Below are 21,791 nucleotides of genomic sequence, written 5' to 3'. Positions count from 1 at the left end.
CGCTCATCCGGCATGGAAATCTATGGCGGCTGAGCTGCCGCCTTCGTGAGCAAGCTCACTCCCACATGGACCGTGTTTAATGCGCGAAACCCCGGCGTCTGAACGACGGGGGATCTCCGCTAGGATGCGCCTCGGTCCTCATCGCCCTTGGCTGGCGTCTACCCGCAAATACCGCTCCAGCAGTTTGAAGCCTTGCACCAGCACGAACGACATCACCAGATAGATCAACCCGGCGATGAGGAAGGTCTGTTCCGGCATGTAGGTCCGCGCGTTGATGGTGCGGGCCATGCCGGTGATGTCGAGCAGGGTCACGGTGCTTGCCAGCGCGCTGGCCTTGAGCATCAGAATGACTTCGTTGCTGTACGCGGGCAGGCCGATGCGTGCGGCGCGGGGCAGGATGATGTACAGCAGCGCTTTGCCTTTGGACATGCCCAGTGCGCGCGCCGCTTCGATCTCGCCGGGCGGCACGGCCTGAATGGCGCCGCGCAGGATCTCGGCGATGTAGGCGGTCGTGTGCAGCGTCATGGTCAGCGCCGCGCAGAAGAACGGATCGCGCAGGTACGGCCACAGCGGCCCCTTGGTGACGACGTCGAACTGCGCCAGGCCGTAATAGACCAAAAACAGCTGCACCAGCAGGGGCGTGCCACGGAAAAAGAAGATGTAGGCGTAGGGCAGCGCCCGCACGTAGGCGTTACGCGAAGCGCGGGCGATGCCCAGCGGAATGGCGAGGATGAGGCCGGCAATCACCGCGACGGCGACCAGTTCCAGCGTGACGGTGGCGCCGTGCAGCAGTTTTGGCAGCCATTTGAGGACGAACTCCCAGCTCATGACGCGCTCCTCGCAAAGCCCACCGACGCGCGTTTTTCCAGCAACGCCAGGCCCATCATCGACAGCGCGGTCATGCACAGGTACATCAGCGCCGCGACCATATAAAAGGTGAAAGGCTGCTTGGTGGACGTAACGGCGATCTGCGCGTGACGCATGACCTCCTCAAGCCCGATGACCGAGACCAGCGCGGTGTCCTTCATCAGGATCATGAACAGATTGCCCAGCCCCGGCAGTGCAATGCGCCACATCTGCGGCATCACCAGCTTGAAGAAGATGCGCGAGCGCGACATGCCAAGCGCCAGCCCCGCCTCGCGGTGGCCTTTCGGGATCGAGAGCATGGCGCCGCGAAACACCTCGGTGGCATAAGCGCCGAAGCACAGACCGAGCGCGATAACGCCAGCCGCGAAAGCACTGAGCGATAGATTCGGGATGTCGAACAGCTTGCCGATCGCCCGCATCGAGCTGACCGTGCCGAAGTAGATCAGCAACACCCACAGCAATTCGGGGATGCCGCGCACCAGTGTGGAATAGGTGCCGCCCAGCCACTGCAAGGCACGATTCGGCGAAGTCTTCGCCAGCGCCCCGAGCAGGCCGAGGACCAGCCCCAGGCAGAGGGCCAACAGCGCAAGTTGGAGGGTCATCAGCATGCCGGCCGCCAGGGCCGGGCCGAATCCATAGAGATCGAAGTTCATGGCGTTGTTTGTCTAAAGGACAGACGCCGCCGTCTGCATGAGCAAACGGAGGCGATGGTCAGGCAGGTCAGAGGATGCTGAACGGGAAATACTTGTCGTTGATCTTCTTGTAGGTGCCGTCGGCGATGATTTCTTTCAGCGCTTCGTTGAGCTTGTCGCGCAGCGGATCGTCTTTGCGCACGGCGATGCCGATCTTGTCGTCAACCGGCAGCGCGTCACCCTTGAACTCGAAGCTCTGGCCTTCCTTGCCTTTCAGCCACTCGTAGCTCGCGTATTTGTCGCCGAGCAGTGCGTCGAGGCGGCCCGAAGCCAGGTCGAGAAAGGCGTTTTCCTGGGAGTCGTACAGCTTGACTGTCACGTCGTCGCCCCAGTTGTCTTCCAGCCACGTGCCGGACAAGGTCGCGCGTTGGGCACCGATGGTCTTGCCCTTCAACGTCTCCTTGATCGCGGCCAGGTCGCCGCTGAGGTTAGTGGTTTTGGGCGCGACAAATTGCAGCTTGTTGGAGTAGTACGGAATGGTGAAGTCGACCGCCTGCTTGCGTTCTTCGGTGATCGACATCGACGAGATCAGGAAGTCGAACTTCTGCGCGTTCAGCGCTGGAATGATGCCGTCCCAATCGGAGGTGACGATTTCACAGGTCACTTTCATCTTCGCGCACAGCGCGTTGCCGATCTCGACGTCGAAGCCCACGACCTGACCGCTGGCGTCCTTGTTGTTGAACGGCGGATAGGCGCCTTCGATGCCCATTTTCAAGGTGTCGGCAGCAAAGGCGCTGGATGCCATGGCCAGGGTGGCGGCAGCGGCCAACAGAATGTTTCTCAGGGTCTGCATCGATGTTGCTCCGTTAGCGATTGCTGGACATGAATTGTTTGCAGCGCGCCGACCGTGGGTCATCGAAGACCTGATCTGGCGAACCTTGTTCTTCTACCAGCCCTTGATGCAGGAAAACCACTTCGCTGGATACCTGCCGGGCGAAATTCATTTCGTGGGTCACCATCAACATGGTCCGGCCTTCTTCGGCCAGGCCACGAATAACACTAAGCACTTCCTGCACCATCTCGGGATCGAGGGCAGACGTGGGCTCATCGAACAGAATGACCTTGGGCTGCATCGCCAGCGTGCGTGCAATGGCGGCACGTTGTTGCTGGCCGCCCGACAACTGTGCCGGATAGGCATGACGCTTGTCGGCAATACCCACTTTGGCCAGCAGCGCTTCGGCAACTTCAGTGGCCTCGGCTTTGGTCTGCCCCAGCACGCGACGCGGCGCCTCGGTGATGTTATCGAGGACGGTCATGTGCGGCCAGAGATTGAAATTCTGAAAGACGAAGCCGATCTCGCTGCGCAGGCGGTTGATCTGACGGTTGTCGGCGGCGATCAGTTCACCCTTGCGGGTGGCTTTGAGCTTGAGTTCTTCGCCGGCAATGAGAATCTGCCCCTGATGGGGATTCTCCAGCAAATTGATGCAGCGCAGCAGCGTCGACTTGCCTGAGCCGGAGGAACCCAGAATCGAGATCACGTCGCCATCGCGCGCACTCAGCGAGATGCCCTTGAGCACGTCGAGTTCGCCATAGCGCTTGTGCAGATTGCGGATTTCCAGGGCGGGCGTGGCCTCGGCCATGTTCAGTCCTCGTGTGTTCGGTGGGCTCATCGGTTGACCCGTTACACGCTACTTGGCAGTTGCAACTGGCGCATCGCGCGAAGGCTTATGAAGATGAGCTTGATGGGCGCCGGCTCAGAATGCCTTTGCGCAAAAAGGGCGCGATGGTGCCAGCTTTAACCGCCGTGGGGAAGGGTGTTTCGGCCACGGGCGCGATCGGCGGCTGGTCTTGTGCGCTTATTTGGTGCCATTTCGTTTTAAATGTGTATTTTCGGTGCGGCCAATCGTCTCCCTCCTGTTGCGCTCGGTAACGTTTCCTACACGACTGGCGAATTGCTATTGCATTCATGGACTTGCGCAAATCGTCTGGAACGGCCGTATCCCGCTGCGACGTCGTATCTGAAACATCCTGGCGTAATTCTTGCGTAAAAAATAAATAACAGAGCTGTTGTGTTCTCTTTACGAAGAGCCGCCACACGTCCTGATCCGTACAAAAATCCTTCTAAGGTTGGTTCCATGAGCAGCACACCCAACGCTTCAAACCTTGAACAAGGGCTCAAACCGCGACACATCACCATGCTGTCGATCGCCGGCGTAATCGGCGCCGGCCTCTTCGTAGGCTCCGGCCACGCGATTGCCGAAGCCGGACCGGCCGTACTTCTGGCCTACGGCGCCGCAGGTACGCTGGTGGTGCTGGTGATGCGCATGCTGGCGGAAATGGCCGTCGCTTCGCCGGATACCGGTTCTTTCTCGACCTACGCCGATCGCGCAATCGGGCACTGGGCCGGCTTCACCATCGGCTGGTTGTACTGGTGGTTCTGGGTATTGGTCATTCCGCTGGAAGCCAACGCCGCCGCGACGATTCTCCACGCGTGGTTCCCGAACGTGGCGATCTGGGCGTTCACGCTGGTGATCACCCTGCTGCTGACCGCGACCAACCTGTTCAGCGTGAAGAACTACGGGGAGTTCGAGTTCTGGTTCGCGCTGATCAAGGTCATTGCGATCATTGGCTTCGTGCTGCTGGGCATTGCGGCGGTGTTTGGTCTGCTGCCTAACAGCCAGGTCAGCGGCGTCAGTCACTTGTATGACACGCAGGGCTTCCTGCCTAACGGCATGGGTGCGGTGCTGGCGGCGATGCTAACCACCATGTTCTCGTTCATGGGGACGGAGATTGTCACCATCGCGGCAGCTGAATCGAAGAATCCCGGTCAGCAAATCACCAAGGCCACTAACTCGGTGATCTGGCGGATCTGCCTGTTCTACCTGCTCTCGATCCTCCTCGTCGTCTCGCTGGTGCCGTGGAACGACAGCCGTCTGGCTGAAGTAGGCTCGTACCAGACCGTGCTTGATCTGATGGGCATTCCGAACGCCAAGCTGATTGTCGACATCGTCGTGCTGGTCGCCGTGACCAGTTGCCTGAACTCGGCGCTGTACACGGCTTCGCGCATGCTGTTTTCCCTCGGCAAACGTGGCGACGCGCCCGCTGTTTCCCAGCGCACCACCAAAGCCGGCACGCCTTATTGGGCGGTGCTGCTGTCGACCGGTGCCGCGTTTGCCGCCGTGTTCGCCAACTACGTCGCACCCGCAGCGGTGTTCGACTTCCTGCTGGCAAGCTCGGGCGCGATCGCGCTGCTGGTGTATCTGGTCATCGCCGTCTCCCAGCTGCGTATGCGCCGCAAGCGTGAAGCAGCAGGCCAGGCCATCGACTTCCGCATGTGGCTGTTCCCGGGCCTGACCTGGGCGGTGATCGTGTTCATCGTCGCCGTACTGACCATCATGCTGTTCCAGGAAGGCCACCGCATGGAAATCATCGCCACCGGGCTGCTGAGCATCCTGGTCGTGGCGGCCGGTTTGATCGTGTCGAACCGTCGCAAGGCGGGGAAGGCTGGAAAGGTTGTGCTGAATTGATGGGGGAGTGAGTCGGTTGTGACCGACCGCTGTCGAGAAGCCGCTATCAGGGATGATGGCGGTTTTTTTTGTCTCGACGGTTGGGTCACGGTGGGAGGTTCAGCGTCTTAGCTCATCCTGCCCAGCACCGATCTCCCCCGCACCTGATGCAGCACCACCGCCGCCAGATGCAGCGCCACCAATCCTGCCAACACGGCACACAGAACGTGATGCACCTGATGCAGCTCCAGCAGCATGATTTTCGAGTGGATGAGCTGTGGCAGCGGCACCAGCGCCAGCAGCATGACCGGATGGCTCATCATCAGCACCCCGGTAATCAATACGCCCGCCACCACCGCATAGATCGCCTTGTGCGCAGCGCTCGCCAGTCGCGCCTGAGCGTTTTTGGCGGAGTGCCGCGTTGGAGCTTTGACCGCCAGCCACAACCGCCAGACGAAAAACGGAATAAACAGGCTGGTCAGCTGCGGGTTGAACGACTCAACCCACTGCCGAAATGGCTCGTTCTGATCCAGCAATGCCACGCCGAAGCCGCTGAAGGTCGCCCACAGGATGACGGCCGCAGACAGCCAATGCAGGAAGATTCGGGTTCGGGAGTAAGGGCTCGTTCCGTCTGAAGCCGGTTCAGGCGAAGGAGTGATTGGGAGTGTCAAAACGGCCAGCCTTTAGTTGAGAAGGAGTTGCATTCTCGTAATGGCGCAAAGCTACCGTTTTGACCGGGGTCATGTAAATCAAAAAACGTTTTAAGAGCGCCCGCCTGCACCCTGCGCGTTCTTTTTCTGCAGGATCACCGACGCTTCGTTGTAGGCGGTCTGGAAGGCGTCGCTGCCGATCCATTCAACGGCCGAGTCTTCGTCTTCCTCATGGAAGAGCCCGCGGTAGGTGATCAGCAGGCCCATCATGAAGTCGGTCGCCGGCTCTTCATCTTCTTCAGCGATCACCAGCTCAAGCACCGGGTATTGCAGGAAGACTATGCACAGCGCCAGCAAACTTATCGATTCAGCCTGCTTCATCGCTTCGAACAGGTCGTCGAAATCCGCCGGGTCGAAGCCGTTCTCTTCGATGTCTTTGAAATCGAACGTGCTCAGGTCGATCTCGACGTCATCAAAGGGCTCGTTGACGAAGGCATGATTGAGCACTGGGTGAATGACGCTCGGCCGGGCCTTGCCGGAACGGTTCTGCTTGGCCTTGGCCTTTGCCCGTTGGGCGCGTTTTTGCTGTTTGTCGGGGGAGGCCATGACGGCGGTTCCTTGTGCGGTGCAGCCATTCGCATGGCCCAGATCATCGGGCGCGTATTGTATTCAGTCTTGTGCCGGTTCGTCGTACTTGTTGCGGTCGATCCCCAGCATCTCCATTGTGGATTCCATCTCTATCTCGCCGAGAACGGCGCGGAAGGCTTCATAGAAATCGTCGTCGTGAATGCGCGCCCGAACGGTCGCCTCATCCAGCCCGTGGGCCCACATCATGTAGGCGCCCAGCGTGTTCACCAGGACGTCGAGGTAGTTGTCGAAGTCGATGTCGTAGAAAGCGTGGGCCGCTATCGGACCTCTGGCGAAGGCATCGAGCAGATCGAGGAACCCTTGCTGCTCGGCACGCTTGAGCACTTCGTAGTGGCCGAGGCGTTGTTCCTGAGACGGCTCTGGCGCAGGGGACTGATAGACCTCCGTCAACAGCATTTCGTCCTCAGTGATCGACATCCCGATGTCCTCGCCCCTGATCACCGCCGCCATCGCCTCCCGCTCTTCCTCGTCCATGGTCTCGAGGATGTCGGGCTCTACGAAATTCTTGAGCAGGGTATCGTCGTCGAGCAACGATGCTTCGTCGTCCGAGAAGAAATCAGGCATGAAGTAATCCGGGACGATCGGGCTGGGCGTCTGCGGGTGCTGGCGAGCGACTCGCTGCTCTTTGGCTTTGGTCTTGGCGCGCTTGGCTCGTTTCTGTTGCTTGCTGACAGATGCCATCACGAAGTCCTCTAGTCGGCTCAAGCCTGCAATGTTAATAAATCACGCCCAATAAAAAACCCCTGAATATTTCGATGCAGGGGTTTTTCGGTATTCATGGTGCCCGGAGACGGAGTCGCAAGGGGTAGGTCTGATGCGGGGTTACATTTTCAATTGCTCAAACTTCCCCGGCGCTGAAAATTTCCAGGACACCTTGAATGCTGCACCGCCGGATATCAGTTCTGCCTGCCGGATGATGGCAGGCCACCATCGGACAAGATTTTCGGCCTTACTCCAGTAGGTCGTTTGACCCCATTGCCTCGCGAGACAGAAAACCGGTAGTCCGCATTCTCTGAAGGCCTGCCGCTCGGCGTTTCCCTTGGAGAACTTGTCTTGCGACACCACGGCCCATCCGCCTTCGGCAGTGAGGTCGGTAATCCAGTGGATGTCACTTGTGTCCGCTGGGAACCTGTCCCTGAGCGAGACGACGACATGGCCTTCGCCGCTGCAAAGCTCGTGCAAGGCTCTGGCAATGGACGGTGGAAGATTGTTATCGATCAGAAAATTCAAGCAGCAATCCTGTGCTCATAGGTCACCGCAGCGTCCACTGCCGCGGTGGGAATTTCGAAAATCACAGACACACGTTTTGCGTCCTGGCCTTCCGCCAGATAAGCCTGATAAATCGACGCCGTATCGACACCAGCGGAGGAGAGCACCGGTTTTCCAAAGTTACGGTTGGGGTCGAGCACAATTGCCTTGCTGCGCTTGACCGGATACCAACGCTGCGCCTTTCCCTCACCCGTATAGTCAATGCCCTCATACAGCGAAGGCGCGATTACCTGCCTGAATGCGTACTGACGTTTCGCCAGATCCAGGATCGCCTCGTCGCCAGTCTCGTCAAACACAGTGGCGAATATGCTCCTGCCGTCAGTCTGGAATCTTCTGCAGGTGAACGGATAGTGCTGGTGAAAAATTTCCTTGGCCTGTCTGGATGCTGCGCGAATAGCTTGAAGGCTTGCGCCGTGCTTTCGGAAGGCATCGACAAATCTGATCTCGAGCAGGTCGTGGAAGCCAAGCAGCTTCTCATCGTTGACGCCCAGCTCAGGTAGCCACAGACCGGAATGCTCCACGCCATCCGCTTTATAGCCGAAGAGCCATCTGCGAATATCCTTGGCGGGAATGCCCGTGTAGAGGGCTGCTTCTGATGGCGTGTATACGCCGACTCCAATGAGGCGGCTCGACGTTTCGATAGTCTTCATGCACACCTCCCGTGTCCGTGGTTGCTCAAGAAGTGCATTCTGAGGTTGATCAGGGTCTCGTTCAACTCATCTTGGGCGAGCGCTTAGGGGAAAATTGTAAAAAGCCGGTGCGTGGCGAATAGGAATTCCTTGTGGCTGTCCATCCCGGCGCCTGCCACCCGCCGGTAGTTCTACCTTATCAAGATTTATCCACGGCAGCCGATGTGTGGGTATGAGCATCCCGCTGGACATACTCTGAGTTGAATCTCCCTTGCCCAGTCCAGCACCGTTGTTTTAGTCCTGCTCGATGCTTCTCCGAGAGGCTACTTCACCCACTTGAGATTGAATCCATGCGAATCACTTTACCGGTACTACTTTTAGGAATGCTTGGCGCTCAATGCGCGCTGGCGGCTGGGGATGGAACATCCGCAGTGGGCGGAGGCATAGGCGGTGCGCTTGGGAATGTCATTGGACAGCAAATGGGTGGAAGCACCGGCGCGGCGGTTGGTGCTGGTGTGGGCGGAGCCGCTGGCGGGGCTTTGGGCGCCAAACGAGGAAGCAAGACCGAAGCGGCTATCGGCGGGGGGCTGGGATCAGCGGGTGGGTCTGTCATTGGTAACCAGTTGGGTGGCTCAACAGGGTCAACCATAGGTGCCGGCTTGGGCGGCGCTGCGGGAGGCGCAGTGGGTAGCAACTTGGCAGATGACGGCGGCGACAATCGATCTCACGGCAAGCGACATGGGCACAAGAAAAACAAGCATGATCGATAGCCCGGCGATCTGCTCCCATACCTCCAATCGCGCGATTTGAGCGACGACACAGCGCGATTGTCGGAGACGTCGGCCAGCACCTGGGCGTCTTCACGCAGATCCGGCTCTGAGCTCACGAATCCATTCACATCTATCCGGGATTACATGGAAACGGTGGGGAACCGTGAAAAGCAAAAAGCCCGCACGAGGCGGGCTTCTTGTGTGCTTTCAGGTGTGCTTGGCATCACCTGAAAACGGAAGGTGGTGCCCAGAGACGGAATCGAACCGCCGACACGGGGATTTTCAATCCCCTGCTCTACCGACTGAGCTATCTGGGCAACGGGGCGCATTAAACGTGTTTTTCAGGAGGTCGTCAAGCATGGTGTCGAAAAAAATCTGAATTATTTCCTCCGCTTACGACGACCACTGTCTGCAAAGGCTTATTCGGCAGGGGGAACGTAGCCGTCGGCCTTGGCGTATTCCTCGCCGGACAGGTATTTGTCCATCTCGGTCTGCAGGAATTTGCGATCTTCGGCGTTCATCATGTTCAGGCGGCGCTCGTTGATCAGCAGGGTCTGGTGTTTCTGCCAGTCGCCCCAGGCTTTCTGCGAGACATGGTTGTAGATGTCTTCACCTTTGGCGCCCGGATACGGCGGACGGTCCAGGCCAGGCAATTCTTCTTTGTATTTGCGGCACATCACGGTGCGGGTCATGAGGACTCTCCTGCATTCAATACGTCGGCTGCGTGTTTCAGCAGTTTCTTCACCGGGGCGGCAAGGCCCAGGCGCGGCGGGGTGGCGAGGTTATACCAGAGCCAGTCGTCCTCGGCCACGTGATGGGCGGACTCACGGACCCGGACCAGCCAGGGTTCGATGCTCAGCTGAAAGTGGCTGAACGTGTGGATCAGGCCCGGCAAGGCTTGATGCTCGCCCAGCTCAAGGGCGTGCTGATTGGCCAGATGCTGCATGTCGTTGAAGTCGTCCAGTTCCGGCAGGCTCCATAGTCCGCCCCACAGCCCTGTCGAAGGGCGGCGATAAAGCAGAATCGCGCCTTCCTGGTTGGCGAAGATGGGCATCAAGGTGCGTTTTTGCGGCACGGCCTTACGCGGTTTCGGTATTGGATAGCGGGTTTCCTGGCCGAGCATGTGCGCCTCGCAACCGCGCTCAAGGGGGCAGAGCAGGCAGCTGGGTTTGGTCCGGGTGCAGAGCGTGGCGCCCAGGTCCATCATCGCCTGGGTGTAGTGATTGACCCGGCTGTGCGGCGTGTAGCGCTCGGCCGTGGCCCACATCTGCTTCGCCACCTTGGGCTCGCCGGGATAGCCTTCCTGGGCGGTGAAGCGGGCGAGTACGCGCTTGACGTTGCCATCGAGGATCGGCGCGCGCAGGCCCATGCTGATACTGGCAATCGCGCCTGCCGTCGAGAGGCCGATACCGGGCAGCTCGACGAGCTTTTCCACGTCGCGGGGGAATTCACCGCCGTGCTCGGCCACCACGATTTTCGCGGCTTTCTGCAGGTTGCGCGCGCGGGTGTAGTAGCCCAGCCCGGTCCACAGATGCAGGACCTCATCTTCCGGTGCTTCGGCCAGAGCGTGCACCGTGGGCAGCGCTTCCATGAATGTGTCGAAATAGCCAAGCACCGTGCTGACCTGGGTTTGCTGCAGCATGATTTCCGACACCCACACCCGGTACGGGGTGATGTCGTGTTGCCAGGGAAGATCGTGACGGCCGTGGCGGTCGTACCAGTCGAGAACGGCGGAGGAAAACTGCTCGGGTTGCATCAAGGCTTCCGGTGATCAAAAGATGTTGGGTTGCTATATACGTCGCCAGACGCCGCGCTGTCGGAGGCCAGCCAAAAATGAATGTGGGAGTGAGCTCACTCCCACAACTGAACGGCGCGGCGCCTGTTAGTCAGGGTTAACGCTTGAACAATCCCTTGATCGCATCCTTGAGCTCGGGACTGACCTTGTCCCCCAGCTTTTCATCGATCTTGTCGCCAATCCGGTCGCCTGCCAGTTTCGCGGCGACTTTGCCCAAGCCGTCGTTATCCAGACGACAGGCCTTGGCGCCCATTTCGAGCGGGCCACGGCAGAGCACCGGCCATTCGATGCCGACAAAACGCGGGTTCACTTCGCAGGCCGGGTCCGGCATGTCGCTCTTGTCGCCTTCGATGATCACGCCGACGCGGTAATTCATGCCCATGACGCGCAAGTCGATGTCGCCATCGCCGTTGACGGTCAGGCCCGGCGTGCGGACCTTCAGGTCCGGGTTGCTGGCCACGCCGTTGCGGAACACCAGATTGCCATTCAGCTGCTGGAACGGCGTGTCCTTGCCGCGCGGTTCGCCACTCAAGCTCTTGCGGTTGAGCGTCGAGATGCCACGGCACAGCTGCTGCTCAAGGTTGGCATTGACTAGCACGCCGTCGTTCAGCGCAAAACTGGCGGTGCCGTTAAGGCTCTCGACCAATGCCTTCTCGCTGTTGCCTTTGGCGGTCACATCGCTGGTGAGGTTGAGCAGGCCGCGCAGAGGCGGCGTGGTGCCCTGGCTCTGAATGAAGTGCTCCACCGGCACCTTGGCGATATGCGTCTGCACGCTGGCCAAGGGCACTTCGGGACGCGCGTCGAGATTGCCTTTGACCTCGAAATTGCCGTTGTACAAATCGCCGCGCAGGCTGTCGACCGTGATCACGCCATCGAGCGCCGAAGTCTTCAGCGCCGCATTCTGGATCGGCAGTTTCTCCAGGGTCAGCTTGCCGAAGCTGAGGTCGGCGTCGACATCCAGTTTGCGCAGGCGCTCGAGGGGCAGCAGCTTCGCGTCGCTCCATGCACCTTGGGTCGGCTGGTTCGGCAGCGGCGAAGTGCCCGAGGCCACCATGGCTTCGGCCTCGGCACCTTGAACTTCTGCTCTGCGCGCGGCGCCGGCGCTCTTCGCCTGTTCGCCTTCGAGCACGCGGTAGCGGTCGGCGTTGAACGTATCGGCCTTGAGTTGCAGGCGCAGAGACTGTTTGGCGAAGTCTTCTACAGCGACGTGGCCGGTGATGGTGCTGTCGTCGAGTTTCACCGTGAGGTCATCCAGCGACACGCTGTTGGGCGTCGCCGCGATGCGGGTGACCAGTTCCAGTTTGTTCAGGCTGCCGTCACCAAGGGCTGGCGCAGGCTGGCCGATGTTGTCGAGGAAGTCGCGCAGGTTGAACTGGGCAATCGAAATGCCGCCTGTGAGCTGCGGCGTCTTGTCCAGGTCACGAACGTGCAGCTCGCCGATGGCGCGCAGTTGATTGGCGGACAGCTTCAGATTGGTCCATTCCGCCACGTTGGCGGACATGTCTGCCAGCAACTGGCCCTGGGCCGAGAACGTCAGCGTCTTGCCCTGGAGCGGATCGCCCGTCACATCGCCGGAGAAACGCATGTCGTCGAACTGGTAACGCTTGAGCACGCGATCGAAACGCAGCTTGCCGGTTAGTTCGGTTTTGGTGCGCACGACGGGTTGGTTGGTGCTGAGGAATGCGGTGAGTTTCAGCGGGATGTCAGTCGCGTTGTGGATCGGCCCCGTGCTCAACTGGATGCTCTCGGCGCTGAATTGCCGGGCTTTGGGAATATCGTTGAAATCGATGCGCGCGTTGTTCACGGTCAGGCTGTCGATGTCCAGCTTGAGCGGCTGCCACTGCTTGTCGGGCTTGGCCGACACGGTATCGGCTGGAGCGCCGGGTGTCGCGGGGGGCTGGGCTGGATTGGTCGCGGTGGCAGGCACTTTGCCGATGTCTTCCCAGTTGCCGTGGCCGTTTTCGTCGCGGGTCAGCGTCAGGTTGAGGCCCTCGACGCGCACGTCGCTCATCTGCACTTCCTTGCGCAGCAGCGGCAGCACACGCACCGACAGCCCGAGCATCTGCAAGTCGGCGAAGGGTTTGGTCGGCTCGCTCAAGGTGGCGACGCTGGCGTCGTGCAGCTCCAGGCCCAACCACGGAAACAGGCTCCAGCCAATATCGCCATTGAGCGTCAGCTCGACGTGGGCGCGATCGCGAACCAGTTTTCGAATCTCGTCTTTGTAGTCGTTGGGATCAAAAAAGTGGGTCAAGGCAAAGCCGAGAGCCACGATGATCAGCAACAGCCCGAGAAGGGTGAGCCCCAGGATTTTGCCGAACGCTTTCATGGGCGAGTCCTTGTGTCGAGTCGTTCAAAATTTAGCCCGCGAGTATAGCGTTCTCAGGCAAGCACCGGGTTTTGGATCGCCACCGACGCCGTCGTTCGAATTGGCAGCGCCCCGCACAGTGACAAACGGCGCGAAAAAGGTAATAGCAGAATGCTTTCTTTTGGGCTGCAAATGGTAATCTCGCGCCATTCGCCAGCCTTGCTGCGTCGAATTGTCACGTAAAGAGATGTCCTGCCGATAAACCACCGAGGCCTGCGTGCTTTAAGAGTGGTGGCGGAACTATGTCGCTGTTCTTGCGGGATACAACTATAAATTGGGGGCAACAATCAAATGACCACGAGCACTGCTCTGGGCGGTACTGCCGCTCAGCCTGCGTTCTTGTCCAAAGAGCGCATTATCGCCAAACGCGGTTTCAACCGTTGGCTGGTTCCGCCAGCTGCATTGGCAATCCACCTGTGTATCGGCATGGCCTACGGCTTCTCGGTGTTCTGGCTGCCGTTGTCCAAGGCAATCGGCATCAAGACCGCTGTTGCCTGCCCGGCTGACATGGGTTTCTTCGAGCAAGTCGTTTCGTCCAGCTGTGATTGGCCGATCTCCATGCTCGGCTGGATCTACACCCTGTTCTTCATTTTCCTGGGTTGCTCCGCAGCAATCTGGGGCGGCTGGCTGGAACACGCAGGCCCGCGCAAGGCGGGTGTCGTCTCGGCGCTGTGCTGGTGTGGCGGTCTGCTGATCTCGGCGCTGGGCGTTTATACGCACCAGATCTGGCTGATGTGGATCGGCTCGGGCGTGATCGGCGGTATCGGTCTGGGCCTGGGTTATATCTCGCCGGTTTCGACGCTGATCAAGTGGTTCCCGGACAAGCGCGGCATGGCGACCGGCATGGCGATCATGGGTTTCGGCGGTGGCGCGATGGTTGGCGCTCCGCTGGCAACCGCACTGATGAGCCACTTCGCCACGCCTGACAGCGTTGGCGTCTGGCAGAGCTTCGTGGTCATGGCGGTGATTTACTTCATCTTCATGATCGGCGGCGCACTGTCCTATCGCGTTCCGCCGACCGGCTGGAAACCTGAAGGCTGGACCGCTCCGGCGAAGAAAGCCAACAGCGCGATGATCACCAACCGCCATGTGCACGTCAGTGTTGCGTGGAAGACGCCTCAGTTCCGTCTGGTCTGGCTGGTGCTGTGCCTGAACGTTTCGGCAGGCATCGGCATCCTCGGCATGGCTTCGCCCCTGCTGCAGGAAGTGTTCGGCGGCAAGCTGCTGGGCACCGATCAGCCGTTCGGCCAACTGGATGCCTCGCAACTGGCGGCCATCGCGGCGATCGCGGCCGGCTTCACCGGTCTGCTGAGCCTGTTCAACATCGGCGGTCGTTTCTTCTGGGCTTCGTTCTCGGACTACATCGGCCGCAAAGCCACCTACTTCGTGTTCTTCGCGCTGGGCTTTTTGCTCTACGCGTCGGTGCCGACCCTGGGTCACCTGGGCAGCGTTGCCCTGTTCGTGGCGGCGTTCTGCGTCGTGCTTTCGATGTACGGCGGCGGTTTCGCGACCGTTCCGGCTTATCTGGCTGACCTGTTCGGTACGCAAATGGTCGGTGCGATCCACGGTCGTCTGCTGACCGCGTGGGCTGCCGCTGGCGTGCTCGGCCCTGTGCTGGTGAACTACCTGCGTGAGTATCAGTTGAGCCACGGCGTTGCACGGGCCGATGCTTACGACATCACCTTGTACATCCTTGCGGGTCTGCTGGTGCTGGGCTTTATCTGCAACCTGCTGGTGCGTCCGGTAGCCGACAAATACTTCATGACCGACGAGCAATTGAAGGCTGAACAAGCCATCGGCCACGATGCCGGCGCCGACCACAGCACTTCGCTGGAATGGAAAGCGGACCCGAGCACCAAGCCTTTGGCGATTCTGTCCTGGCTGGCAGTGGGCATTCCGTTGGCGTGGGGCGTGTGGATCACTCTGCAGAAAACTGCGGTGCTGTTTCACTAAAACCATGGCGGGATCGGTCTGAAGATTTCAGGCTGAACCCGTTAGTGTGAGGGTGGGGGCGAGCTTGCTCGCGAAGGCGGTCAGACAGTCGACAGATATGTCGAATGTAAGGACCTCGTCGCGAGCAACCTCGCTCCCACTTTTTTTGCCGAAATGTATTCGCTTGTACACACATGTCTATCGCATGCAGGCCGCATTCCCTCGGTCCGGCATTGCTCGCTTCATGTTTCTGTTTCCCTGCCACACGCCTATAATGGCCGCCTTTTCGCCCAATGATTTTGCGGAGCTGGTGATGGCCGAACGTATGGTGTTCGTCGAGCGCGACACTCTGGAAACCCAGATCAAAGCCTCGATCAACCTGGATGGCACAGGAAAGTCCCGATTCGACATCGGCGTTCCTTTTCTTGAACACATGCTCGACCAGATTGCCCGTCACGGGCTGATCGATCTGGACATCGAATGCAAAGGCGACCTGCATATCGACGATCACCACACCGTGGAAGATGTCGGCATCACGCTGGGTCAGGCGTTCAGCAAAGCCATCGGCGACAAAAAGGGCATCCGTCGCTACGGCCACGCCTACGTCCCCCTGGATGAAGCGCTGTCGCGCGTGGTCATCGACTTCTCCGGTCGGCCCGGCCTGCAAATGCACGTCCCGTACACCCGCGCCACCGTCGGCGGCTTCGATGTAGACCTGTTCCAGGAGTTTTTCCAGGGCTTCGTCAACCACGCCAACGTCACGCTGCACATTGATAACCTGCGCGGCCACAACACCCACCACCAGATCGAAACCGTCTTCAAGGCGTTCGGCCGTGCGTTGCGCATGGCGGTAGAACTGGACGACCGCATGGCTGGCCAGATGCCGTCGACCAAAGGCGTGCTGTAATGCAGACCGTTGCCGTTATCGACTATGGCATGGGCAATCTGCACTCGGTGGCCAAGGCGCTGGAGCACGTCGGCGCCGGTCGCGTGCTGATCACCAGCGATGCCGACGTCATCCGTGAAGCTGATCGAGTCGTGTTTCCCGGTGTTGGTGCGATTCGCGACTGCATGGCGGAAATTTGTCGCCTGGGCTTCGATGCTCTGGTGCGTGAAGTCAGCCAGGACCGTCCGTTTCTCGGGATCTGCGTCGGCATGCAGGCGCTGATGGAGCGTAGCGAAGAGAGCGGCGGCGTTGACTGCATCGGTACTTTCCCCGGTCAGGTGCGTTTCTTCGGCAAGGATCTCCACGAAGACGGCCAGCATCTGAAAGTCCCGCACATGGGCTGGAATGAAGTGGCGCAGGCCGTGGATCACCCGCTCTGGGCCAACATTCCGGACATGGCGCGGTTCTACTTCGTGCACAGCTACTACATCGAATCGCCGAACCCCCAGCAGATCGTTGGTCGTGGCCATTACGGTCACGACTTCGCCGCTGCATTGGCCGATGGCTCGCGCTTCGCCGTGCAATTCCACCCCGAGAAGAGCCATACCCATGGCCTGCAGTTGCTGCAGAACTTCGCGGCGTGGGACGGCCGCCGGTAATGAGCAAGAAGACCAAACCGCCGATTCTGACCCTCACTCCCGAACAGGAGAGCGAGGCGTGCCACACGATCAAGCGGTTCATGGAAGACCGTTTCGAACTGGACCTGGGTTCGTTTGAAGCGGCTGAAATTCTGGAATTGTTCACCCGCGAGATCGCACCGCATTACTACAACCGGGCGATCTTCGATGTTCAGACGCACCTCAAGGAGCGTTTCGAAAGCATCGAAAGCGACCTGTGGGCGTTGGAGAAAAGCAGCTAGAAGCGGCAAGTTTCAAGCTGCAAGAATGGTTAGATGCGCAGACTTGCAGCTTATAGCTCGCGGCTCGCAGCTCTTTTGACGAAGGAAAAAGAATGCTCATTATTCCCGCGATCGACCTTAAAGATGGCGCCTGTGTACGTCTGCGCCAGGGCCGGATGGAAGATTCCACGGTGTTCTCCGATGATCCGGTGAGCATGGCTGCCAAGTGGGTTGAAGGCGGTTGCCGTCGCTTGCACCTGGTGGACCTGAACGGTGCGTTCGAAGGCCAACCAGTCAATGGCGAGGTCGTGACGGCGATTGCGCGTCGTTACCCGAATCTGCCGATCCAGATCGGCGGCGGTATCCGCTCGCTGGACACCATCGAGCACTACGTCAAAGCCGGCGTGAGTTATGTGATCATCGGCACCAAGGCGGTCAAGGACCCTGACTTCGTCGCCGAAGCCTGCCGTGCGTTCCCGGGCAAAGTGATCGTGGGCCTGGACGCCAAAGACGGCTTTGTCGCCACCGACGGCTGGGCTGAAGTCAGCACCGTGCAGGTGATCGATCTGGCCAAGCGCTTCGAAGCCGACGGCGTCTCGGCCATCGTTTATACCGACATTGCCAAAGACGGCATGATGCAGGGTTGCAACGTCCCGTTCACCGCCGCGCTGGCCGCCGCGACCCGCATTCCGGTGATCGCCTCGGGCGGCATTCATAACCTGGGCGACATCAAAGCGCTGCTCGACGCCAAGGCACCGGGCATCATCGGCGCAATCACCGGCCGCGCGATCTATGAAGGCACGCTGGATGTGGCTGAAGCACAGGCGTTTTGTGATTCGTACAAAGGCTGACTGGCACGCCCCCGTGTAGGAGTGAGCTTGCTCGCGATAGCAGTGTGTCAGACGTATGTTTGCTGACTGACCCGGCGCATCGCGAGCAAGCTCACTCCTACAGGGACGTGCTTCAAATCAGAATGTTGTGATGTTGGGCAGATTCCCAACCGTTTTCGGAGAACCGGCCCATGGCCCTCGCCAAACGCATCATCCCTTGCCTCGACGTCGACAACGGCCGTGTGGTCAAGGGCGTGAAGTTCGAGAACATCCGCGACGCCGGTGATCCGGTCGAGATCGCCCGGCGTTATGACGAGCAGGGTGCCGACGAGATTACCTTCCTTGACATCACCGCCAGCGTTGATGGCCGCGACACCACGTTGCATACCGTCGAGCGCATGGCCAGTCAGGTGTTCATCCCGCTGACCGTGGGTGGCGGCGTGCGCACGGTGCAGGACATCCGCAACCTGCTCAACGCCGGTGCGGACAAGGTGTCGATCAATACCGCCGCGGTATTCAACCCCGAGTTCGTCGGTGAAGCCGCTGCGCGGTTTGGTTCGCAATGTATCGTCGTGGCCATCGACGCCAAGAAGGTCTCGCTGCCCGGCGAAACCCCACGCTGGGAAATCTTCACCCACGGCGGTCGCAAGCCGACTGGGCTGGACGCGGTGATGTGGGCGAAGAAGATGGAAGACCTGGGCGCTGGGGAAATCCTGCTGACCAGCATGGATCAGGACGGCATGAAGAACGGTTTCGACCTGGGCGTGACCCGGGCGATCAGCGATGCCCTTGGCATCCCGGTCATCGCATCGGGTGGCGTAGGCAATCTTGAGCATCTGGCCGCCGGCGTGCTGGAAGGCCACGCCAGTGCCGTGCTGGCAGCGAGTATTTTCCACTTCGGCGAATACACTGTGCCAGAAGCAAAGGCGTACATGGCGGCGCAAGGGATCGTGGTTCGCTGAGGCGCCTCCGGCCGTTCAGCCGCTGAATATCGGCGGCCGTCTAGCACTATTCGCGGGCAAGCTCGCTCCCACATTGGGGGCGTGCGCCGCGGTGGGGTCATGACCGACCTGCTCTGAAAACGACCATGCCTACCGCCGAACTGGACTTTGCAGATCGTTAACGGCACTCTCTTGCCGTCGTCAGGATCAGGTGCCAGGGATATGTTCAAAGGTGTTTTTCTTGCACTGATCAGCGTCGCGACGTTGCTGTCAGGAGCCGCCCGGGCCGACGATGCACCGGCCTATTCGATGGTCCTTCTGACCGAAAACTTCCCCCCTTACAACATGGCCACCGACGGCAAGAATTTCGCCCAGGAAGCCAACATCAAGGGCATCGCCGTCGAAGTGGTGCGCGAGACCTTCAAGCGCGCCGGTATCGGCTACAACATGACCCTGCGCTTCCCTTGGGATCGCATCTACAAACTGGCGATGGAAAATCCCGGCTATGGCGTCTTTGTGACTGCGCGATTGCCCGAGCGCGAAACGCTCTTCAAGTGGGTCGGCCCCATTGGCCCCGACGACTGGATTCTGCTGGCGCGGGCTGACAGCCCAATCCAGCTGAGTACGCTTGAGGCCGCGCGGTCTTACCGAATCGGGGCCTACAAGGGCGACGCCATCGCAGTGGAGCTTGCGCGTCAGGGCATGAAGCCGATCACCGTGCTCAGCGACAAAGACAACGCCAGGAAGCTGGTCGATGGTGAGCTCGATCTGTGGGCCACCGGCGATCCGGCGGGGCGGTACCTGGCGCGGCAGGAGGGCATTACGGGATTGAAGACCGTGCTGCGCTTCAACAGCGCCGAACTGTTTTTGGCGCTGAACAAAGACACCCCCGATGCCGTGGTCCAGCGGCTGCAAAGTGCGCTGGACCAACTGCGCAGAGAAGGCGTGGTCGATTCAATTTTCGCCAAATACCTCTGATTACTTCTGGCACCTCTGTGGCGAAGCGCCTTCGGTTTAGCGATAACGCCCGTTCTTGCCATGGCCGACCATCGCCTCATTTCCGCGCTCAGTGACCATGTGGCGGATCTCGATCAGCTCTATACCTTGGGATTTAAGCTTGGGCAGCTCGCGCTCAAGCACATCGAGCGTCACCGGATAGGGATGGCCGATCATCACGGCCGAGCCTTGCTTGTGAGCGAGCTTGATCGCCGTCTGAAGCTGGCCGCTGATGGCCTCTACGGTGCGCTCGTCGTCGAGAAAGACATCCCGGGACACGCTGGCCAGCCCAATCTTCTGGGCTTCAGCCGCCGCAACGGTTTTGGCGCTGGTGCGGCTGTCGACCAGAAACAGATGACGTCGCTGCAGCTCACCTACCAGCCAGCCCATGGCCACTGGCTCAGCGGTCATGCGGCTGCCCATGTGGTTATTGATGCCAGCGGCGTAGGGGACTTTCAGCAGCGCAGCGTTCAGGCGCGATTCGAGCTCGGGCAGCGGCAGTTCGGGATGCCAGGCGTAGGGCCCGGTCGCCGGATCCATGGGCATGTGCAGCATCACTGTCTTGCCAGCCTTGTGCGCTTGGCGGGCGAAGTCGGTGGCGTGGGGCGTGTCGGGCATGATCGCCAGCGTCACGGGGCCGGGAAGGGCCAGCGCGCGGCTGTCCCGTTCAGGGTTTTGCCCGAGGTCGTCGATGATCAGACTGAGATAGGCGACCTTCGGCGCTTTGCCGGCGGTCGCTGAGGATTCGGCGGGCGCGGCGTGTGCAGCACCCGTTGTGACGGCAAGGGCGCAAATGAGCCCGGCCAACCAGACGCGCATCTCAATTGCCGCGCGTGACACTCAAACCCTTGAGCAAGCTGAGGGCCTGGTTCATCTGATAGTCATCGTCCTGCGGACGCGCCTTGCCAGCCTTGGCCTTGGTGGTCGGTTTGTCCGCGCCGCCGTTGCCGTTGCCCAGGTGACCGAGCAAATCGGCCTCTTTGTAGTTGTCGCCATCGGCTTCGGCGGTGAGCTTGGCACGTTTGACTTCGATGTCCGGGTTGATGCCCTGAGCCTGAATCGAGCGGCCGTTCGGCGTGTAATACAGCGCCGTGGTGATCTTCAGCGCGCGGTCGTTGGCCAGCGGCAGAACAGTCTGCACCGAGCCTTTGCCGAACGTATCGGTGCCCATCAGGATGCCGCGCTTCTGGTCTTGCAAGGCACCGGCGACGATCTCCGACGCCGAGGCGCTGCCGCCGTTGATCAGCACAACCAGAGGCACGCCTTCGCTGGCGTCGGCCGGGTCTGCCGAGAAGCGCAGTTCGGAGTTGGCGATGCGGCCTTTGGTGTAAACGATCAGGCCCTTGGTCAGAAAGTGGTCAGCCACTTCGACTGCCGCCTGCAACACGCCACCCGGGTTGTTGCGCAGGTCGAGGATCAGGCCGCTCATCTTCTTGCCGTTGTCTTTGCGCAGCTTGGCCAGCGCCTTGCCCACTTCCTCACCGGTCTTGACCTGAAACTGGGTGATGCGGATGTAGCCGTAACCCGGCTCCAGCATCTGCGCCTTCACGCTCTTCACCTGAATGGTCGCACGCGCCAGCGTCACGTCGAACGGGGTGCCGCCGTCACGTACCAGCGTGAGGGTGATCTTCTCGCCGAGCTTGCCGCGCATCTTGTCCACGGCCTCCTGCATCGTCTGGCCCTGGGTCGGCGTGCCGTTGATCTTCACGATCAGGTCACCTGCCTCAATGCCGGCCTTGGACGCAGGGGTGTCATCGATGGGGGAGACGACTTTTACAAAGCCGTCTTCGACGCCCACTTCAATGCCCAGCCCGCCGAACTCGCCGCTGGTGCTTTCCTGCAGCTCCTGGAAGTCTTCCGGGCCCAGGTAAGCGGAGTGCGGATCGAGATTGCTGAGCATGCCCTTGATGGCGTTTTCCAGCAGGGTCTTGTCATCTACGGGTTCGACGTACGCGGCTTTGATCCGGTCCATGACCTCGGCGAAGGTGCGCAGCTCGTCGAGCGGCAGCGGCGCCTTGATGTTCGCGGCATTGGCGGGCGCATTGGCGGCTGGCGCAGCAGCAGGTGCGGCACCGGCAGCCTGGGCCAGAGGAGCACCGATAACGACGGCGATAGTCAGGGCCAGCGAGGTGAGGCGGGACGAAAACAGCATGTCTTACGAACTCCTGAGTGAGGTG

23 protein-coding genes and 1 tRNA gene are annotated in these 21,791 nt (G+C 60.2%); 9 read left to right on the top strand and 15 right to left on the bottom strand.

The features are described 5' to 3' along the window. Positions 1-138: 138 nt before the first annotated feature. The 4 genes from AC07VF_RS06290 to AC07VF_RS06275 form a co-directional block, all read right to left on the bottom strand. On the bottom strand, positions 139-828 hold the full coding sequence (locus AC07VF_RS06290; RefSeq protein ID WP_192171307.1) for an ABC transporter permease: 690 nt from the start codon (positions 826-828) through the stop codon (positions 139-141). Then, positions 825-1,520: an ABC transporter permease gene (locus tag AC07VF_RS06285; protein ID WP_495008420.1), complete on the bottom strand. Its 696-nt coding sequence runs from the start codon at positions 1,518-1,520 to the stop codon at positions 825-827. The genes AC07VF_RS06290 and AC07VF_RS06285 overlap by 4 nt, the downstream gene beginning before the upstream one ends. A gap of 67 nt (positions 1,521-1,587) precedes the next feature. After that, a complete protein-coding gene (locus AC07VF_RS06280) occupies positions 1,588-2,352 on the bottom strand; it encodes an ABC transporter substrate-binding protein (RefSeq protein ID WP_495008421.1) in 765 nt (254 codons plus the stop codon). A gap of 13 nt (positions 2,353-2,365) precedes the next feature. Continuing rightward, positions 2,366-3,139, bottom strand: a complete 774-nt coding sequence (locus AC07VF_RS06275; protein ID WP_192171304.1) for an ABC transporter ATP-binding protein — start codon at positions 3,137-3,139, stop codon at positions 2,366-2,368. A gap of 495 nt (positions 3,140-3,634) precedes the next feature. Here AC07VF_RS06275 and gabP point away from each other — a divergent pair, with 495 nt between their 5' ends. Beyond that, the gene (gene gabP / locus AC07VF_RS06270; protein WP_282365668.1) at positions 3,635-5,026 is read left to right on the top strand and encodes a GABA permease; all 1,392 of its coding nucleotides are present in this window, start codon (positions 3,635-3,637) and stop codon (positions 5,024-5,026) included. 107 nt (positions 5,027-5,133) lie between these two features. Here gabP and AC07VF_RS06265 read toward each other — a convergent pair whose 3' ends face one another. The 5 genes from AC07VF_RS06265 to AC07VF_RS06245 form a co-directional block, all read right to left on the bottom strand. Next, positions 5,134-5,676 carry a cytochrome b gene (locus AC07VF_RS06265; protein WP_495008422.1) on the bottom strand — a complete coding sequence of 181 codons (543 nt, stop codon included), beginning with the start codon at positions 5,674-5,676 and terminating at the stop codon, positions 5,134-5,136. Positions 5,677-5,766: 90 nt separating this feature from the next. Then, positions 5,767-6,261, bottom strand: coding sequence for a hypothetical protein (locus AC07VF_RS06260; RefSeq protein WP_346629455.1), 495 nt, complete (start codon positions 6,259-6,261; stop codon positions 5,767-5,769). A 63-nt stretch (positions 6,262-6,324) separates the two neighbouring features. Beyond that, a complete protein-coding gene (locus AC07VF_RS06255; RefSeq protein ID WP_495008423.1) occupies positions 6,325-6,984 on the bottom strand; it encodes a hypothetical protein in 660 nt (219 codons plus the stop codon). A 141-nt stretch (positions 6,985-7,125) separates the two neighbouring features. After that, positions 7,126-7,533 (bottom strand): PIN-like domain-containing protein, encoded by a 408-nt coding sequence (locus tag AC07VF_RS06250; protein ID WP_192171299.1) that lies wholly within the window; start codon positions 7,531-7,533, stop codon positions 7,126-7,128. After that, positions 7,530-8,222: a DUF433 domain-containing protein gene (locus tag AC07VF_RS06245; RefSeq protein WP_495008424.1), complete on the bottom strand. Its 693-nt coding sequence runs from the start codon at positions 8,220-8,222 to the stop codon at positions 7,530-7,532. The genes AC07VF_RS06250 and AC07VF_RS06245 overlap by 4 nt, the downstream gene beginning before the upstream one ends. A 329-nt stretch (positions 8,223-8,551) precedes the next feature. Here AC07VF_RS06245 and AC07VF_RS06240 point away from each other — a divergent pair, with 329 nt between their 5' ends. Next, positions 8,552-8,971 carry a glycine zipper domain-containing protein gene (locus tag AC07VF_RS06240; RefSeq protein WP_346629453.1) on the top strand — a complete coding sequence of 140 codons (420 nt, stop codon included), beginning with the start codon at positions 8,552-8,554 and terminating at the stop codon, positions 8,969-8,971. A 241-nt stretch (positions 8,972-9,212) separates the two neighbouring features. On the opposite strand, the gene AC07VF_RS06235 is transcribed toward AC07VF_RS06240, so the two are convergent. The 4 genes from AC07VF_RS06235 to AC07VF_RS06220 form a co-directional block, all read right to left on the bottom strand. Then, a tRNA-Phe gene (locus tag AC07VF_RS06235) sits at positions 9,213-9,288 on the bottom strand. Between the two features lie 102 nt (positions 9,289-9,390). Continuing rightward, the gene (locus AC07VF_RS06230; RefSeq protein ID WP_192130801.1) at positions 9,391-9,663 is read right to left on the bottom strand and encodes an oxidative damage protection protein; all 273 of its coding nucleotides are present in this window, start codon (positions 9,661-9,663) and stop codon (positions 9,391-9,393) included. Then, positions 9,660-10,727 carry an A/G-specific adenine glycosylase gene (gene mutY, locus AC07VF_RS06225; protein WP_495008425.1) on the bottom strand — a complete coding sequence of 356 codons (1,068 nt, stop codon included), beginning with the start codon at positions 10,725-10,727 and terminating at the stop codon, positions 9,660-9,662. The genes AC07VF_RS06230 and mutY overlap by 4 nt, the downstream gene beginning before the upstream one ends. Positions 10,728-10,863: 136 nt before the next feature. Beyond that, positions 10,864-13,092 (bottom strand): AsmA family protein, encoded by a 2,229-nt coding sequence (locus tag AC07VF_RS06220; protein ID WP_495008426.1) that lies wholly within the window; start codon positions 13,090-13,092, stop codon positions 10,864-10,866. 330 nt (positions 13,093-13,422) lie between these two features. Here AC07VF_RS06220 and AC07VF_RS06215 point away from each other — a divergent pair, with 330 nt between their 5' ends. The 7 genes from AC07VF_RS06215 to AC07VF_RS06185 all read left to right on the top strand — a co-directional run bounded on the left by AC07VF_RS06215 (position 13,423) and on the right by AC07VF_RS06185 (position 19,596). Next, positions 13,423-15,084: an OFA family MFS transporter gene (locus AC07VF_RS06215; protein WP_495008427.1), complete on the top strand. Its 1,662-nt coding sequence runs from the start codon at positions 13,423-13,425 to the stop codon at positions 15,082-15,084. A 292-nt stretch (positions 15,085-15,376) separates the two neighbouring features. Next, complete coding sequence (gene hisB, locus AC07VF_RS06210) at positions 15,377-15,970, top strand: imidazoleglycerol-phosphate dehydratase HisB (RefSeq protein ID WP_065987388.1); 594 nt, start codon at positions 15,377-15,379, stop codon at positions 15,968-15,970. Further along, a complete protein-coding gene (hisH, locus tag AC07VF_RS06205) occupies positions 15,970-16,608 on the top strand; it encodes an imidazole glycerol phosphate synthase subunit HisH (RefSeq protein WP_495008428.1) in 639 nt (212 codons plus the stop codon). The genes hisB and hisH overlap by 1 nt, the downstream gene beginning before the upstream one ends. Beyond that, positions 16,608-16,868 (top strand): DUF2164 domain-containing protein, encoded by a 261-nt coding sequence (locus AC07VF_RS06200; RefSeq protein WP_037016295.1) that lies wholly within the window; start codon positions 16,608-16,610, stop codon positions 16,866-16,868. Before hisH ends, AC07VF_RS06200 begins: the two co-directional genes overlap by 1 nt. A gap of 92 nt (positions 16,869-16,960) precedes the next feature. Continuing rightward, entirely contained in the window at positions 16,961-17,698 is a 738-nt protein-coding gene (hisA, locus tag AC07VF_RS06195; protein ID WP_282365563.1) for a 1-(5-phosphoribosyl)-5-[(5-phosphoribosylamino)methylideneamino]imidazole-4-carboxamide isomerase, read from the top strand. A gap of 170 nt (positions 17,699-17,868) precedes the next feature. Continuing rightward, positions 17,869-18,639: an imidazole glycerol phosphate synthase subunit HisF gene (gene hisF, locus AC07VF_RS06190; protein WP_346629450.1), complete on the top strand. Its 771-nt coding sequence runs from the start codon at positions 17,869-17,871 to the stop codon at positions 18,637-18,639. Positions 18,640-18,840: 201 nt separating this feature from the next. Beyond that, positions 18,841-19,596: a substrate-binding periplasmic protein gene (locus tag AC07VF_RS06185; protein WP_495008429.1), complete on the top strand. Its 756-nt coding sequence runs from the start codon at positions 18,841-18,843 to the stop codon at positions 19,594-19,596. A gap of 36 nt (positions 19,597-19,632) precedes the next feature. Here AC07VF_RS06185 and AC07VF_RS06180 read toward each other — a convergent pair whose 3' ends face one another. Together AC07VF_RS06180 and AC07VF_RS06175 are read right to left on the bottom strand one after the other, a co-directional pair. Then, the gene (locus tag AC07VF_RS06180) at positions 19,633-20,433 is read right to left on the bottom strand and encodes a divergent polysaccharide deacetylase family protein (protein ID WP_495008430.1); all 801 of its coding nucleotides are present in this window, start codon (positions 20,431-20,433) and stop codon (positions 19,633-19,635) included. Between the two features lies 1 nt (position 20,434). After that, positions 20,435-21,766, bottom strand: coding sequence for a S41 family peptidase (locus tag AC07VF_RS06175; RefSeq protein WP_423571067.1), 1,332 nt, complete (start codon positions 21,764-21,766; stop codon positions 20,435-20,437). Between the last annotated feature and the right edge of the window lie 25 nt (positions 21,767-21,791).

The sequence above is a fragment of the Pseudomonas sp. GW821-FHT02H06 genome, assembly GCF_059421525.1.
This window is presented reverse-complemented; position numbering and strand designations above follow the sequence as displayed.

Bases quoted from the DNA above. Each gene is read 5' to 3' on its own strand.
- AC07VF_RS06290 (WP_192171307.1), bottom strand. From the start codon at position 828: ATGAGCTGGGAGTTCGTCCTCAAATGGCTGCCAAAACTGCTGCACGGC.
- AC07VF_RS06285 (WP_495008420.1), bottom strand. From the start codon at position 1,520: ATGAACTTCGATCTCTATGGATTCGGCCCGGCCCTGGCGGCCGGCATG.
- AC07VF_RS06280 (WP_495008421.1), bottom strand. From the start codon at position 2,352: ATGCAGACCCTGAGAAACATTCTGTTGGCCGCTGCCGCCACCCTGGCC.
- AC07VF_RS06275 (WP_192171304.1), bottom strand. From the start codon at position 3,139: ATGGCCGAGGCCACGCCCGCCCTGGAAATCCGCAATCTGCACAAGCGC.
- gabP (WP_282365668.1), top strand. From the start codon at position 3,635: ATGAGCAGCACACCCAACGCTTCAAACCTTGAACAAGGGCTCAAACCG.
- AC07VF_RS06260 (WP_346629455.1), bottom strand. From the start codon at position 6,261: ATGGCCTCCCCCGACAAACAGCAAAAACGCGCCCAACGGGCAAAGGCC.
- AC07VF_RS06255 (WP_495008423.1), bottom strand. From the start codon at position 6,984: ATGGCATCTGTCAGCAAGCAACAGAAACGAGCCAAGCGCGCCAAGACC.
- AC07VF_RS06245 (WP_495008424.1), bottom strand. From the start codon at position 8,222: ATGAAGACTATCGAAACGTCGAGCCGCCTCATTGGAGTCGGCGTATAC.
- AC07VF_RS06240 (WP_346629453.1), top strand. From the start codon at position 8,552: ATGCGAATCACTTTACCGGTACTACTTTTAGGAATGCTTGGCGCTCAA.
- AC07VF_RS06230 (WP_192130801.1), bottom strand. From the start codon at position 9,663: ATGACCCGCACCGTGATGTGCCGCAAATACAAAGAAGAATTGCCTGGC.
- mutY (WP_495008425.1), bottom strand. From the start codon at position 10,727: ATGCAACCCGAGCAGTTTTCCTCCGCCGTTCTCGACTGGTACGACCGC.
- AC07VF_RS06220 (WP_495008426.1), bottom strand. From the start codon at position 13,092: ATGAAAGCGTTCGGCAAAATCCTGGGGCTCACCCTTCTCGGGCTGTTG.
- AC07VF_RS06215 (WP_495008427.1), top strand. From the start codon at position 13,423: ATGACCACGAGCACTGCTCTGGGCGGTACTGCCGCTCAGCCTGCGTTC.
- hisB (WP_065987388.1), top strand. From the start codon at position 15,377: ATGGCCGAACGTATGGTGTTCGTCGAGCGCGACACTCTGGAAACCCAG.
- hisH (WP_495008428.1), top strand. From the start codon at position 15,970: ATGCAGACCGTTGCCGTTATCGACTATGGCATGGGCAATCTGCACTCG.
- AC07VF_RS06200 (WP_037016295.1), top strand. From the start codon at position 16,608: ATGAGCAAGAAGACCAAACCGCCGATTCTGACCCTCACTCCCGAACAG.
- hisA (WP_282365563.1), top strand. From the start codon at position 16,961: ATGCTCATTATTCCCGCGATCGACCTTAAAGATGGCGCCTGTGTACGT.
- hisF (WP_346629450.1), top strand. From the start codon at position 17,869: ATGGCCCTCGCCAAACGCATCATCCCTTGCCTCGACGTCGACAACGGC.
- AC07VF_RS06185 (WP_495008429.1), top strand. From the start codon at position 18,841: ATGTTCAAAGGTGTTTTTCTTGCACTGATCAGCGTCGCGACGTTGCTG.
- AC07VF_RS06180 (WP_495008430.1), bottom strand. From the start codon at position 20,433: ATGCGCGTCTGGTTGGCCGGGCTCATTTGCGCCCTTGCCGTCACAACG.
- AC07VF_RS06175 (WP_423571067.1), bottom strand. From the start codon at position 21,766: ATGCTGTTTTCGTCCCGCCTCACCTCGCTGGCCCTGACTATCGCCGTC.